The following is a 14,055-nucleotide window of genomic DNA, read 5'->3' as shown; positions in this document are numbered from 1 at the left end:
AAGGGGCGGCGCCGCCCCGGCTCGCAAGGAGGGTCAGGCCGGGCGCCGGTTCAGGGTCTGGAACAGGTGGACCATCGCCGCCGTGCCGAGAATCGGGGCGACCAGATTGACCACCGGCACGGTCAGCAGCACGGCCAGCACCGCGCCGGCCGGCCACAGACGCTTCAGCGACGCCTTGCGCATCGCGTCCACCGCCTTGGCGTCCAGCCGCCTCAGGGCCACCAGCTCGAAATACTCCCGCGACAGAAGATAGCCGTTCAGCCCGAAGAAGACAAAGGGCGCGATGGGGGGCAGGATCAGATAGACCGGCAGGGCGATCAGGTTGAGGAACACCATCACCCCGACAAAGCGCACGGTGGACAGCAGAACCTCGGCCAGCGGTTGGGCGCGGGCCTTGGGCTGCTCGGGGTAGTGGCGGTCCTCCACCGCCTGGGCGACGTCTTCCAGCAGGAAGCCGAGAACCAGCGAGACCACGCCGGGGAACAGCAGCAGGGCGAGGATCAGCACGCCGAGCCCGGAGACCCAGTCGATCACCGCCTCCAGCCAGGCGGTGTCGGTCAGCGTGAAGCTGCCCAGGATCAGCCACAGCCCGATGGCCAGCAGCACATAGACCGCCAGGGCGCCGCCCATGCTGAGCCACAGCACCTGGCGGATGCGCGGATCGGACAACTGCCCGACGGCTTTCGAGAAGGCATCGATCATCGGCCGTGATCTCCCCCGGAAATGAACAGGACCCGTCGCCGGCTTCTTAGCACATCTTGGCGATGGGGTAGAACCACCGGCCGGCGCGGCGGTGGTCCCCCCTTGGGCGCCATCACTGGGCCGCCGTCTTGCGTGGGCGCGAACGGGGCCGCGCCGGGCGGCGGGGGGTGCCCCGCCCCGGGCCGCGGGCCGGCGCCTCGGCGTCGTGCGGGGTGCCGCCCAGGGTCATCAGCAGGGTGTTGCGGATGTCGTTCAGGCGCCCCGGGTGGTCCACCTTCAGGCCGACCAGATCCTTGACGTAGAAGACATCGACCACCCGCTCGCCGTAGGTCGAGATGTGGGCCGAGCTGATCTGCAGGTTGAGCCCGGTCAGGGTGGTGGTGACATCGTACAGGAAGCCCGGCCGGTCGCGTCCGTTGACCTCGATCACGGTGTGCGTCTTGCTCGCCTCGAGGTCGAAGATGACCCGTGGCGGCACGGTGAAGACCTGGGCCCGGCTGGGTCCCGGGTGCGGCTTGTGCAGCAGCTCGCGGCCCACCTTGAGGGTGCCGGTCAGCGTCGCCTCGACGGTCTTCTTCAGCCGTCCGGGCATTTCCTCGTCGTCCAGTGGGCCGCCGCCCGGGCCCTGCACGGCGAAGGTGTCGAGCGCCATGCCGTTGGCCATGGTCATGATCTTGGCATCGACCACCGAGACGCCGAGCAGCGCCATCGCCCCGGCCAGACGGGCGAACAGGCCGGCGTGGTCCGGGGTGTAGACGATCACCTCGGTGACGTCGCGGGCCGGCACCGGGGCCAGATGCACGGCCAGCGGCTGGCCGGCCGCCTCGGCCTCGGAAATCAGGGTGGCGTGGCGAACCTGGGTCTCGGTGTCGAAGGCCAGCCAGTAGTTGGGATAGCCCATGGAGACGAAGCGCTCGATGGCGGCCTCGGCCCAGCCCTGGTCGTCCAGGAGGCGCGTGGCCAGGGCGCGCTTGGCGGCCGTCACCCGGCGGTCGCGGCTGGTCGCGGCGTGGCCGTCGGACAGCGCCTCGGCGGTGCGGTAGTAAAGCTCGCGCAGCAGGGTGGCCTTCCAGTTGTTCCAGGTCCGGGGGCCGACCGCGCGGATGTCGGCGCAGGTCAGGATCAGCAAAAGCTTCAGGCGTTCCGGGCTCTGCACCAGGGCGGCGAAGTCGGCGATCGTCTTGGGGTCGTCGATGTCGCGCTTGAAGGCGGTGCGGCTCATGTCCAGGTGGTGCAGGACCAGCCAGGCGACGGTGTCCGTCTCCTCGTCGCTCAGGCCGAAGCGTGGCCCCAGCTTGTGGGCGATCTCGGCCCCCAGCACCGAGTGGTCGCCGCCCCGGCCCTTGGCGATGTCGTGCAGCAGCACGGCCACGTACAGGGCGCGGCGCGACTGCACTTTGTCGATCACCGAGCTGGCGGCCGGCAGCTCGTCCTTGAGCCGGCCCTGCTCGATGCGGGCCAGCACTCCGACGGCGCGGATGGTGTGCTCGTCGGTGGTGTAGACGTGGTACATGTCGTACTGCATCTGGGCCACGACGCGCCCGAAATCGGGGATCAGGCGGCCCAGCACCCCGGCCTCGTTGAGCCGGCGCAGGGAGGTTTCGACGCCTTCCGGGCGGGTCAGCATGTCGAGGAAGCGCTGCCACGCCTGTTCGCTGTCGCGCAGGGTGTTGACCAGCCCCGGGTTCTCGGCGATCAGGCGCAGCGCCTTGGGGTGGATGTCGAGGTCGCGCCGCTGGGCGACGGCGAACAGCTCCAGGATGCGGGTCGGGTCCTCGGCCAGGGTGGCTTTGTCGGGCAGCATCAGGCGGCCGCCCTCGACCGCGAAGCCGTCCGCCTCGCGCCGCCCGAAGGGCAGGCGGACCAGGGGGCGGCGCTTGTGCTGCTCTTCCAGCGCCGCGCACAGGATGCGGGTCAGGTCGCCGACGTCCTTGGCGATCAGGAAGTAGTGCTTCATGAAGCGTTCCACGCCCTTGGTCCCGGCGTGGTCGGTGTAGCCCATGCGCCAGCCGATTTCCTGCTGCACGTCGAAGGTCAGGCGGTCTTCCGGGCGGCCGGTCAGGTAGTGCAGGTGGCAGCGCACGGTCCACAGGAAGTTCTGCGCCTTGGCGAAGCGCCGGGCCTGGCCGGGGGTCAGCACCTGGGCGGCGACCAGATCGTCCATGCCGGCCACGTCGTACAGATAGCGGGCGATCCAGAACAGGGTGTGCAGGTCGCGCAGGCCGCCCTTGCCCTCCTTGATGTTGGGCTCCAGCACGTAGCGCGAATCGCCGTGGCCGTCGTGGCGGCCATCGCGTTCCTTCAGCTTGGCCTCGACGAAGCTGGTCTCGGTGCCGCTGACCACGTCGGCCCGGTAGCGCTTTTCGAACTCGCCGAACAGGCGGCGCGAGCCGGTCAGCAGGCGGGCCTCGAGCAGCGCCGTGGCGATGGTCAGGTCGTCCTTGGCCAGGCGCACGCAGTCGTTCACCGAGCGGGTCGCGTGGCCCACCTTCAGGCCCAGGTCCCACAGCATGTACAGCACGTACTCGACGACCTGCTCGGCGCGCGGCGTCGAGCGGTAGGGGGTGAGGAACAGAAGGTCGAGATCGGACTGCGGCGACAGCTCGCCGCGCCCGTAGCCGCCGACCGCGACCAGGGCCATCTCGTCGCCCTTGGTCGGCACGCCGAGGGGATAGACCCGGGTCAGCGCCAATTCCATCAGGGTGACGATCAGGCGGTCGAACAGGTGGCAGCTTTCGGCCACCGTCACCTCGCCGGGGGTGGCCTCCTCCAGGAAGCGGCGGCGCACCTCGGCCCGGCCCTCGGCCAGCACCTCCTTGAGGATGGCCAGCACGGCGGCCCGGGTCGCCGGGGCGCTGGCCGGGCCGGCCTCGAAGCAGGCGTCGAGGCGGGCGATCAGGGCCCGGCGGTCGACGATGGCGCGCGGGTTCTTGATCCGGCGGTGGGACATGGGCAGCGGCGATCCGGACGGGCGGGGGCGGCGGTGGGTGCTCCGCCGACTATAGGCGCTAACACCGGCGTGCCAAAGGCCAGACTCGAAGGAAAACGTGGGCCCGGAGCGCCTCGCGATGAGAGGGGGTCACCGTGTGCTCCCTCTCATCGCGAGGCCGTGCATTAACGGGTCTGGAGTCTGGTGGGGCCTGAGGGTGCTCGCGGCGCGGCTGGCTCTTCACGGCTTCTGGCCGGCCTGCCACACTGCTCGGGATAATTTCTCGCGAGATTGTCGAGCTTCTGTGCCTCAAACTCCGACATCCTCCGGCAATAATCGGACGTCAGTTCATTGTGGCACCTTCTGAATATCTGAGCCCCCTCCCGGCACGAAAACTTCGTCAAGGGACCTTCCTCCAGCTCATGCCGTTTATAGGCAACGGTTTCCTGCCTGCAGTAGCCGCTGGTGTATTGATCATGGCACTCGGACACCCAGGCCAGGCCGGCCGCCGAGACATCGCCTGTCTGTTCATTTCCCGCCTTTTCCGGCCCGGTCAGCGGTTCATAAATCCAGTTTCCGTCTTCCAGGCGCAGCCATTCCCCGTCCTCGGATTTGCCCACCACCTGAATGGCCGCGCCGGCCTCTTTGCGGCCGACCTTGGCAAAACCGGTTCCCGGACCGGCCCGCAGGTTGGCGTTTTTGTTCACAAAAAGGGTTTCCGCCCCTGGGGCGGAAGCGCCGGACTGACCGCCCGTGGCGGATGATCGGGGTTTGGCCGGGGTGGCCGGGGATTGGCCGGCGGCCTGCCCGCCACTGCCTGTCCCGTAGTGTTGCTCGTAGTCGGCCATCAGGGCGGTGTATTTTCGCTCGCTCACGCCCCTCAAGACATCAGAGTGGGCAAACTCCCGGTCGAGAAAGGCAACCTGGGACTTTTCCTCGACCAGTCGGGGGAACGTGTTGGTCAGGAAGTCCTGGGCCTCCGAGTCGGACAGCTTGTCAATAACCGACAGATCATACCCATTGACCAAGGCGCCCTGGATTTCCCTCACGGGCTTGCCATGGGAGGCGATGAGCTTTCCATTCCGGTATTCACAATATCCATGCCTGCTTAATGTATTGCATGTAACTGGCCCCTTTCCATAGAAATTAAAAAAATATGGAATGACAAACTGGAACCCGCTCCCATAACCACTCCGCCCGTCGTAAATGAATTGATAGTCCTGCGGGCTATAGAGGGTCTCATTATCTTTTGAAGCCGGAATGTTCGTGCCATGCGAGATCTCGTAATATTTTTCATCGGCACCCTTGACCAGATCGATCTGAACGCCGAATTCTTCTTCCGCGCGTGCGATGCTGTACTGAATCCATTCCAATGCCTCATCCGGCCCGGATGTCTCGATATTCAACATCCCCGGCTGCCCGGAGTCGTCATACCGGACCCCAAGAAAGGCGTGTATTCTTGCCGGATAGACCATCGAGGGAACCCGGTAATTTCCGTATTCTCCCTTGATGAAGGGCGCGCCGCTGACCTCGACAAGCATCCATATCCGGTCATCGTTGAAGCTTCTGTCATTGCTGTAATGCACGAACTTGCTTTCGATCAGCCAGTAGCCCTGCACCCCCTGATCGAAAGCCTGTGCGCTCTGGATGCCCAGGAACTGCTGGCAGGTCGAATCGCAGACCTTGCGGGCCGCCATCCATTGCTCCGGGGTCACCTTTCTGGGGGTGGATTGGGGAGTGGTGACGCAAGCCGTTAGGATCACGGCAAGCATGGACAGACCGGCCCAGGAAAGCGAAGCACGAAGGCGGGGCATGGGACGGGGCTCCGGGCAAGAAGGCTTCAGCCACCAGAAGGTGCGGGATAGTAGACACCACCTCCCTTCCACAGATCAACCGACGGGAGCGGTGCGCAAGGGACTTGAGCGCCGCCCGGCCACCGGCCATGCTGATCCCCCGCCGCCCGAGGAGACCGCGCCGTGTCCGATCCCGCCCCCGCAACGGTCAGGCTGGAGGTCGGCTTCGCCGCCCACGGCGCCCGGCCCGAGGCCACCCTCAAGCTCGACCTCGACCCCCAGGCCCCCGGCCAGTGGGCCATCCTGGCCCGTTTCCGCCTGGGCCAGGCCTACGAGGCGGGAACCACGGCGCTGCTCCGCCAGGTGCTGGGGCCGGGCGATGGGATGGTCGATGTCGGCGCCCATGTGGGCTACATGAGTACCCTCGCCGGGCTCACCGTGGGGCCCACGGGGTGGGTGGTCGCGGTCGAGCCCGACCCGGCCAATCTGGCCGCCCTGGCCCACAACCTGTCCCTCAACGGCCTGGACTGGGTCGAGCCGCTGGCCGCCGCGGTGGCCGAGCGGGCCGGCCAGGGAACGCTCTATGTGAACGCCGACATGGACGCCGGCCACGCCCTGTGGCCGGTGGCCCGCCACGGCTTCAACGAAAAGACCCGGGCCGATCCGAAGACCCGACCGGTGCCCCTGACCACCCTGGCCGACATTCTTGAGGGCCGGCCCGATCCGCGTCTGGTGAAGATCGACACCGAGGGGGCCGAGGGCGCCGTCATCGCCGGTGCCGGGGCGCGCCTGACCCCGGCCCGGCTCCCCTTGGTCATCGCCGAGTTGAACCTGTTCGGGCTCGACGCCATGGGCCACGACGAAATGGGCCTGCGCCGGGCGATGACCGGGCGCGGCTACCTGGAATACGCCATCGCCGACGATCCGCCGCGCCTTCGGCGGCTGCTCGCCGAGCGGCTTTACGGCCACATGGGGGTGGTCAACCTGCTGTTCCGGGCCCCGGAGGTGTCCCCCGGCCTGCCCGTCGACCCCACCCCCTGGCAGCCCGACTGAGGATCAGCCGTGGTTGCAGGTGCAGCCGCCGCCATGGCCGTGACCCTGACCGTGGCCATGCCCCTTGCAGGAACCCTGGCCGTGCCCATGGTCGTGGTCATGGGCGTGCCCATGGACGTGGTCGTGCCCGTGGTCGTGCCCGTGATCGTGATCGTGGTGGTGCGGGTGGGCCGGCTGGCGGTCCGGGTTGCCGGCGTGCGGCTCCTGGCGCGGCGGCAGCGGCTCGCTGCCGGCCAGCACGGCGGCGGCGGCCGCCGCCGGGTCGGTCTCGCCGGTGGCGACGACGCGGATGCCGCGCCGCGCCATGCGCTCCAGGAAGCGCTGGCCGCAACTGGCGGCGATCAGCACATCGGTGCCGTCCAGCGGGTGCGCCCCGTCGCCGTGGAAGTCGTGGAAGGCCTGGCCGGGTTCCAGCTCCAGCGGGCTGGGCGTGCCCAGGGTGCCCTCGGGCCCGGTTTCGAAGACCAGAAAGCGGCGGGTCTTGCCGGCGTGGGCGGTAATGGTCCTCAGGTTCTGGCTGGCGACGGCGATGCGCATGGATGGGCTCCGGAGAAAGAGGGGCGGGACGGGCGGCCGGGAAGGCACCCTCACCTCTCCTTTCCTACACCTGTCGTCGGTGCGACCTAATAACAATTATCAACGGGGATGGGCCCGTCGGTCGACCGGCGGCACGCTGCCGGTGTCCACCGTCGCCTGGGCCATGTCGCGCAACCGGTTGCGCTGGACGCGCGGGCCGTTGGGGCTGGTCACGGTGGGAAAGGCCTCCAGGGCGATCACCCGCACCGGCACCTTGAAGTCGGCCAGATGGGCCCGGCAGTGGGCGATCAGCGCGTCTTCCGCCACCCTGGCCCCGTTGCGCGGCAGGACGAAGGCAAGGCAGGTCGAGCGCCGCGCCACCCGCACCCCGACCACCTGACAGGCGGCGACCGAGGGGTGGCGCAGCAGGTGCCCCTCGATCTCCGCCGGCTGGACCAGGAAGCCGCCCAGGCGCAGGGCGTCGCCGCCGCGGGCGATGAAGACGAAGCCCCCATCGGCCCTGAGGAAGCCCAGGTCGCCGCTGCGCAGCCAGCCGTCCTCGGTCAGCGCCGCGTCGGTGGCCTCGGGGTCGCCGTCGTAGCCCACCATCAGGCTGTCCGGGCAATAGAGCTCGATCTCGCCCACCTGATTGGGGGCCAGCAGGCGGCCGCGCGGCCCGTCGCTGACGTCGCGGGCGCGCACCCGGGCGTGGGGCGACACCGGCCGCCCGCCGCCCTGCTTGCGGGCATCCAGTGGCAACTCGCCCGGTTGCAGGGCCCACAGGCCCTGGACCTCGCTCATGCCGAACAGGCCGTGGACACGCAGGCCCCGGGTTTCGGCGCGGGCCGCCAGATCGTCCAGGGTGGGGTCGAACTGGGAGACCCCGACGAAATCCAGCCAGGGCCAGGGGTGGGCCGGACGGTCGGGCATCTCGGCCAGCAGGTGGTCGAGCATTTCGTCGGTCAGGTTGAACTGGGTCACCCGGCGGGCGGCGATCAGGACCGCCGCGCGGGCCGGCTCGAAGCGGCCCATCAACACGTTGGGGCGCCCGGCGGCGAGGCTGGCCAGGGCCTGGCAGATGCCGAACACGCCGGACAGGTCGGCCGCCTGCAGGGTTACCGTGTCCGGGGCCGCGTAGCCGAAGGCCGTCGCCACCTGCCGGGCGTGGCAAAGCAGGGTGCCCTGATCGTGCAGCACCAGCCGGGGCCGGCGCGTCGTGCCGGTGGTGACGACGATCAGGCAGGGGCTGTCCGGGGTGCCCGCCTCGGGCACCGGCCCGGCCGGCGGCGCGGCGGTCAGGGCGTCGTGATCGAGCACCGCCACGGCCTCGGGCGGGGGCGCCATCATCGGCCCCCCAACCACCAGCAGGAACCCCAGGTCGAGCCGCCGCCTGTCCGGCGCCTCGCCCAGGCGGGTCGCCTCGGCGGGCTCCAGGACCAGCCCCCGGCAGCCGGCCCGGGCCAGGATGTCGGCCACCTCGCCGGGCCCGAAACGGGTGTTGATGGCCACCGCCACGGCGCCCAGACGGCAGCAGGCCAGGAACACACTCAGCCAGGCGGCGCGCCCGGGCAGCCATACCCCCAGCCGGTCACCGGGCTTGAGGCCGGCCTCGGCCAGGGCGGCGGCCACACGCCGGCTGTCCTCGGCCAGATCGCCGAAGGTCAGGGTCTCCCCATCTTCGATCAACGCCACCTGCGCCGCCGGCATCCCGTCCACGAAGCGGAACAGGGACTCGGGCGGCGCATCGGCGCAGGGATTGCGGGACAAGCAACCTGTCTCCCTGCCCGGTCCGGATCGACGCTGCCCCTCTCTCCCCAGGCAACGCTCCGAACCTGTTCATTACGCTTGGCGGCACCGTCTATGCTGCGATGCACTTAGGACACAGTATCCTCCCTTGCCCACGCCCTGTAAACCGCCACCGGCTGGAGGGTCCGGCCGAGAGACCGCCAAGGGGGCGCTGCCCCCTTGGAACCCCCGCCGGGGGGACCAGGGGCCCCCCCGGACCCCCGCCGCGACTTAAAGCCGTGAAGAGGGGGGTAGCCGAGCGCACGCGCTCGGATACCCCCCTCTTCACGGCTTTGACTCATGGTGGGGTCTGGGGAGGCCTCCCGGCCTCCCCAGCGGGGATTTCAAAGGGGCGGCGCCCTTTGACGGTGCCTCGGCCAAGCCCTCTAGCCGGTGGCGGTTTCGAGGTCGTGGGACAGGGTCAGCCAGTGTTCCTCGGTTTCGGTCAGGGTGCGGCTGGTTTCGGCCAGTTGTTGTTGGAGTCTGGTGATGGTTTCGGCCGGTTGGTTGTAGAGATCGGGGTCGGCCATTTGGTTTTCCAGCTCGGCTTTTTGTTTCTCCAGCCGGGCGATGTCCTTTTCGGCCTGTTTGATGGCCTGGCGCAGGGGCGCGGTCTTGGCGCGGGCCTCGGCGGCGGCCCGGCGGGCGTCCTTGCGGGTGGTGCCCTGGGCCGGCTCGGCGGCGTCGGGCTTGTCGGCCTTGTCCTTGTCGCCGTCGAGCAGCAATTGGCGGTAGTCGGCCAGATCGCCGTCGAAGGGGGTGACGCATCCGCCGCCGACCAGCCACAGGCGGTCGGCCATCAGGCCGAGCAGGTGGAAATCGTGGCTGACCAGGACCACGGCGCCGCCATAGACATTGAGGGCGCGCACCAGTTCGGCCCGGGTGTCCATGTCGAGGTGGTTGGTCGGCTCGTCGAGGACCAGCAGGTGCGGCGCATCGAGGCTCATCAGGGCGATGGCGAGGCGCGCCTTCTCGCCGCCCGACAGGTTGGCGGCGATGACGTCGGCCCGCGCCTGGGCGAAGCCGAAGCGGCCCAGATGGGCCCGCACCTTGGGCGGGGTCAGGTTGGGCCGGGCCCGGGCGAGGTGCTGGAAGGCGGTTTCGCCGGCCCTCAGGTCGTCCAACTGGTGCTGGGCGAAATAGCCCACCCTCAGCCGGTTGCTGCGCCGCACCTCGCCGGCCATCGGCTGCAACGCCCCGACCAGCAGCTTGGCCAGGGTCGACTTGCCGTTGCCGTTGGCGCCCAGCAGGGCGATCCGGTCATCCTGGTCGATGCGCAGGTTGAGCCCGTCGAGGATCACCGTGTCGCCATAGCCCACCCGGCCGTTCTCGATGGCGATCAGCGGCGGGGCCAGCTCGTCCGGCTCGGGGAAGGCGAGGTCGGGCACCTGCTCTTCCACGATGGCCGCCGGCGGTGGCAGCTTTTCCAGCATCTTGAGGCGGCTCTGCGCCTGACGGGCCTTGGTTGCCTTGGCCCGGAAGCGGTCGACGAAGGCCTGCATGTGGGCCCGCCGCTCCTCCAGTTTGCGCTGGGTCTTGGCCTCGGCCTCCAGGCGCAGGCGGCGGGTTTCCTCGAAGCGGTCGAAGTTGCCGCCATAGAGGGTCAGCCGGCCGCCCTCCAGGTGTAGGATGTGGTTGCAGGCGCCGTTCAGAAGGTCGCGGTCGTGGCTGACGATGAGCAGGGTGCCGGGATAGCTGGCCAGATGGCGGGTCAGCCACAGGGTGGCTTCCAGGTCCAGATGGTTGGTCGGCTCGTCGAGCAACAGCAGGTCGGGCCGGGTGAACAGCGCCCCGGCCAGGGCGACGCGCATCCGCCAGCCGCCGGAGAAGTCGCCCACCGCGCGGCCGTGCTGGTCCGGCGCGAAGCCCAGCCCGACCAGGATGCGGGCGGCGCGGGCCGGGGCGGTGTGGGCGTCGATGGCCAGCAGGCGTTCGTGGATCTCGCCGACCGCCGGGCCGTCCGGCTCGGCGTCCAGGCGGGCCAGCAGGTCGGCCCGCTCGCGGTCGGCGGCGAGCACCGTGTCGAGCAGGCTGTCGGCGCCGTCCGGGGCTTCCTGGGCGACCCAGCCCAGACGGGCCCGGGGCGGCACCTCGACGGCGCCGCTCTCCGGGGCCAGATCGCCGCGAATCAGCGCCAGCAGGGTCGACTTGCCGGCCCCGTTGCGGCCCACCAGGCCGACCCGGTGGCCGGCCGGCAGGCGGGCCCGGGCGCCGTCGAGCAGCAGCCGGCCACCGATTCTGTAGGTCAAATCGCGGATGTCGAGCATGGCGCCTCAATACCCGCCCTTGCTCGTGCGATGCAACATGCCGACGGTTGCCAGGGCGATGGCGAGAAGTTATAAGGCGGCCCGCTTTTCCGCTTCCCCTTTTTTCGCTGCCCCTTTTTCGACCCTGGCCCCGGCCGGGGTTTTCCCGATCACGAAGGACACCCAACCGTCATGGCCATCGAACGCACCCTGTCGATCATCAAGCCGGATGCCACCCGGCGCAACCTGACCGGCAAAATCAACGCCCGCTTCGAGGACGCCGGCCTCAAGATCGTCGGCCAGCGCCGCATCCAGATGACCCGCGCCATGGCCGAGGCGTTCTATGACGTCCACCGCGAGCGCTCGTTCTTCGGCAGCCTGTGCGATTTCATGACCTCCGGTCCGGTGGTCGTCCAGGTGCTGGAAGGCGAGGACGCGGTGGCCAAGAACCGCCAGGTGATGGGCGCCACCAACCCGGCCAACGCCGACGAGGGCACCATCCGCCGCGACTTCGCCGAGTCGATCGAGGCCAACTCGGTGCACGGCTCGGACAGCCCGGAGAACGCGGCCCGCGAGATCGCCTTCTTCTTCGCCGAGATCGATCTGGTCGGCTGATCAAGCCGTCCAGGCTCCCGGGAGACTCTCCCGGGAAAAAACAATCCAGGTCCCGGGAGACTCTCCCGGGAAAAAAACGATCCAGGTCCCGGGAGAATCTCCCGGGACCAAGGGCTTGTGCCGGCCAACGGTTCGGGAAATGATGGAGCCTCGTTTCCGTTTCCCGCCCGCCGGACCGGCCCATGCCCCATACCCACTACCTGATTGACGTCCTCGTCCTGCTGGGCGCCGCGCTGGTCGCGGTGCCGCTGTTCCAGCGCCTGCGCCTGGGCGGGGTGCTGGGCTATCTGGTCGCCGGGCTGGTCGTCGGGCCGCACGCCCTGGCCCTGATCGAGGAAGTGGACGCGGCCCGCGCCCTGGCCGAACTGGGCGTCGTCTTCCTGCTCTTCGCCATCGGTCTTGAGCTGACCTGGGACCGCCTGAAGGCCATCGGTCTGCGCACCTACGGCCTGGGGCTGGCCCAGATCGGGGTCAGCGCGGTGGCCATCTTCGCCCTGGCCCGGCTGTTCGGGCTGTCCAACCCGGCGGCGCTGATCGTCGGCGGCGGGCTGGCCCTGAGCTCGACCGCCATCGTGATCCAGGTGCTGGGCGAGCGGGCCCAGACCAAGACCATCTTCGGCCGCACGGTGATCGCCATCCTGCTGTTGCAGGACCTCGCCGTCGGCCCCCTGCTGATCCTGCTCGAGGTGCTTGGCCGCGATGGCGGGGCCGGCCTGTGGACCGCCCTCGGACTGGCCGCCCTGAAGGCGGCCGCGGCGGTGACGGTGATCCTTTTGATCGGCAAGTACCTGCTGACCCCGGCCCTGCGCGTGGTCGCCGGGGCGCGCAGCCCCGAGCTGTTCGCCGCCGCCGCCCTGTTCATCGCGCTGGGCACCTCGTGGGTGACCGAACAGGCCGGGCTGTCGATGGCCTTCGGCGCCTTCCTGGCCGGCATGGTGCTCGGCGAGACCGAGTTCCACCCGCAGATCGAAGCCGACATCGCGCCCTTCCGGGGCATCCTCCTCGGCCTCTTCTTCATGACCGTGGGGATGACCATCGACCTTGGCGCGGCGGCCGACAACATCCTGCTGGTGCTCGGCCTGACCGTCGGCCTGCTGGCCCTCAAGGGGGTCATCCTGTTCGCCCTGGGACGGCTGTTCCGGCAAAGCCTGTGGCGCTCGCTGCGCCTCGCCGGGATGCTCAGCCAGGGCGGCGAGTTCGCCTTCGTGCTGTTCGGCATCGCCATGGCGGTCGGCGTGCTGCCCGACGCCAGCGGCCAGCCGCTGCTGGTCGCGGTCGCCCTGACCATGGCCGTGACGCCGCTTTACGTCACCTTCGGGCTGCGCTTCATCACCTTCCTGGAAAGCCGCGAGGCGGCCAGCCAAAGCGACCTGGAACGAGTCGCCGGGGCGCTGTCCGGGCACGCCATCATCATCGGCTTCGGCGAGGTGGGGCGCATCGTCGCCCGCCTGCAACGGGCCCACGGCCAGCCCTACGTGGTGCTCGACATGAGCCCGCGCCGGGTCATGGAAGGCCGCGCCGCCGGCGAACCCGCCTTCTATGGCGACGCCACCATGGCCTCGGTCCTGCACGCCGCCGGGGCCGAGCAGGCGCGCGCCCTGCTCATCGCCACCGCCCACCCGCCGACCGCCCGGCGCATCGTGGAAACCGCCCGCCAGCACTACCCGCACCTGATCCTGCTGGCCCGCGGCGGCGACGAAATCACCACCCGCGAGTTGCGCCAGGAAGGGGTGCGCGAGGTGGTCTGCGAAACCACCGAAAGCGCCCTGCGCCTGTCCGGCGCCCTGACCGAGGTGGTGAACGAACCTCAGCCGGAACCCTCCAGGTCCATCTCGTAACGCACCCACCCGGTGCGCCGCGCCAGCTTGTTGTAGAGCACCTGGGCCACCGCGTTGTCCCGGTCGGTCTGCCAGTACAGACCCGCGCAGCCAAGCGCCCGGGCCCGCGCCGCCACGGCGTCGATCAGGGCCCGACCCACCCCACCCAGACGCGCCTCCGGGTCGACATACAAATCCTCCAGATAACAGACCGGCGCCAACGACCAGGTGCCGGGATGGGTCACCCCGTGCGCCAACCCCACCAACTCTCCGCCCGAGTCCTCGGCCACCAGACCGAACATCGGCCAAGCCCCATCAAGCAGACGCCGAAACGTCCCAGAACTCACCTCGGACGCAATCTCCACCCCGTAAAACCCACAATACCCAGCCCACAACCGAGACCACGCCGCCCAGTCTCCATCCCCCAAATCCCGCACCAAAACCCCCATGCCGCACCTCCCGTCATCCGATGTCACATGCTTCGCAGCAAAGGGGCGCTGCCCCTTTGAACCCCGCCGGGGGGACCAGGGGCCCCCCCGGACCCCCGCCGTCACTTATCCCCGGCCAGAGGGGGGTGGTCAGGAGCGCGCGCGCTCCTG

At 69.4% G+C, this 14,055-nt stretch carries 10 protein-coding genes; 3 read left to right on the top strand and 7 right to left on the bottom strand.

Annotated elements, in window-relative coordinates; all coding sequences use genetic code 11:
• Nucleotides 1–33: 33 nt before the first annotated feature.
• From BLR95_RS04550 to BLR95_RS04540, 3 genes are all read right to left on the bottom strand, one after another.
• A complete protein-coding gene (locus BLR95_RS04550) occupies nt 34–702 on the bottom strand; it encodes an EI24 domain-containing protein (protein ID WP_092616106.1) in 669 nt (222 codons plus the stop codon).
• Nucleotides 703–814: 112 nt separating this feature from the next.
• Nucleotides 815–3,652: a [protein-PII] uridylyltransferase gene (locus tag BLR95_RS04545; RefSeq protein WP_092616103.1), complete on the bottom strand. Its 2,838-nt coding sequence runs from the start codon at nt 3,650–3,652 to the stop codon at nt 815–817.
• Between the two features lie 164 nt (nt 3,653–3,816).
• The gene (locus BLR95_RS04540; RefSeq protein WP_143130933.1) at nt 3,817–5,445 is read right to left on the bottom strand and encodes an SH3 domain-containing protein; all 1,629 of its coding nucleotides are present in this window, start codon (nt 5,443–5,445) and stop codon (nt 3,817–3,819) included.
• Between the two features lie 162 nt (nt 5,446–5,607).
• On the opposite strand from BLR95_RS04540, the gene BLR95_RS04535 reads away from it, so the two are divergent.
• A complete protein-coding gene (locus BLR95_RS04535) occupies nt 5,608–6,477 on the top strand; it encodes an FkbM family methyltransferase (RefSeq protein WP_092616097.1) in 870 nt (289 codons plus the stop codon).
• 3 nt (nt 6,478–6,480) lie between these two features.
• Here the strand turns inward: BLR95_RS04535 and BLR95_RS04530 are convergent, their stop codons facing one another.
• From BLR95_RS04530 to BLR95_RS04520, 3 genes are all read right to left on the bottom strand, one after another.
• Nucleotides 6,481–7,014 (bottom strand): NifB/NifX family molybdenum-iron cluster-binding protein, encoded by a 534-nt coding sequence (locus tag BLR95_RS04530; RefSeq protein ID WP_092616094.1) that lies wholly within the window; start codon nt 7,012–7,014, stop codon nt 6,481–6,483.
• A 99-nt stretch (nt 7,015–7,113) separates the two neighbouring features.
• Nucleotides 7,114–8,760: an AMP-binding protein gene (locus BLR95_RS04525; RefSeq protein WP_092616092.1), complete on the bottom strand. Its 1,647-nt coding sequence runs from the start codon at nt 8,758–8,760 to the stop codon at nt 7,114–7,116.
• 404 nt (nt 8,761–9,164) lie between these two features.
• The gene (locus BLR95_RS04520; protein WP_092616089.1) at nt 9,165–11,045 is read right to left on the bottom strand and encodes an ABC-F family ATP-binding cassette domain-containing protein; all 1,881 of its coding nucleotides are present in this window, start codon (nt 11,043–11,045) and stop codon (nt 9,165–9,167) included.
• A 171-nt stretch (nt 11,046–11,216) separates the two neighbouring features.
• Between BLR95_RS04520 and ndk the strand changes: the two genes are divergently transcribed.
• Both ndk and BLR95_RS04510 read left to right on the top strand, forming a co-directional pair.
• Entirely contained in the window at nt 11,217–11,639 is a 423-nt protein-coding gene (ndk, locus tag BLR95_RS04515; protein WP_092616087.1) for a nucleoside-diphosphate kinase, read from the top strand.
• A gap of 182 nt (nt 11,640–11,821) precedes the next feature.
• Nucleotides 11,822–13,477 (top strand): monovalent cation:proton antiporter-2 (CPA2) family protein, encoded by a 1,656-nt coding sequence (locus BLR95_RS04510; RefSeq protein WP_092616084.1) that lies wholly within the window; start codon nt 11,822–11,824, stop codon nt 13,475–13,477.
• On the opposite strand, the gene BLR95_RS04505 is transcribed toward BLR95_RS04510, so the two are convergent.
• Complete coding sequence (locus BLR95_RS04505) at nt 13,447–13,758, bottom strand: GNAT family N-acetyltransferase (protein WP_245689238.1); 312 nt, start codon at nt 13,756–13,758, stop codon at nt 13,447–13,449. The two genes, BLR95_RS04510 and BLR95_RS04505, sit on opposite strands and share 31 nt — an antisense overlap.
• Nucleotides 13,759–14,055 lie beyond the last annotated feature (297 nt).

The organism is Roseospirillum parvum, assembly GCF_900100455.1.
Classification (GTDB): domain Bacteria; phylum Pseudomonadota; class Alphaproteobacteria; order Rhodospirillales; family Rhodospirillaceae; genus Roseospirillum; species Roseospirillum parvum.
The sequence above is the reverse complement of the archived record's forward strand: the minus strand, read 5'-3'. Positions and strand labels throughout refer to the sequence as shown.

Coding starts and splice junctions, on each gene's coding strand:
- BLR95_RS04505 (WP_245689238.1), bottom strand. CDS start 13,758: ATGTTCGGTCTGGTGGCCGAGGACTCGGGCGGAGAGTTGGTGGGGTTG.
- BLR95_RS04520 (WP_092616089.1), bottom strand. CDS start 11,045: ATGCTCGACATCCGCGATTTGACCTACAGAATCGGTGGCCGGCTGCTG.
- BLR95_RS04510 (WP_092616084.1), top strand. CDS start 11,822: ATGCCCCATACCCACTACCTGATTGACGTCCTCGTCCTGCTGGGCGCC.
- BLR95_RS04540 (WP_143130933.1), bottom strand. CDS start 5,445: ATGCCCCGCCTTCGTGCTTCGCTTTCCTGGGCCGGTCTGTCCATGCTT.
- BLR95_RS04550 (WP_092616106.1), bottom strand. CDS start 702: ATGATCGATGCCTTCTCGAAAGCCGTCGGGCAGTTGTCCGATCCGCGC.
- ndk (WP_092616087.1), top strand. CDS start 11,217: ATGGCCATCGAACGCACCCTGTCGATCATCAAGCCGGATGCCACCCGG.
- BLR95_RS04530 (WP_092616094.1), bottom strand. CDS start 7,014: ATGCGCATCGCCGTCGCCAGCCAGAACCTGAGGACCATTACCGCCCAC.
- BLR95_RS04545 (WP_092616103.1), bottom strand. CDS start 3,652: ATGTCCCACCGCCGGATCAAGAACCCGCGCGCCATCGTCGACCGCCGG.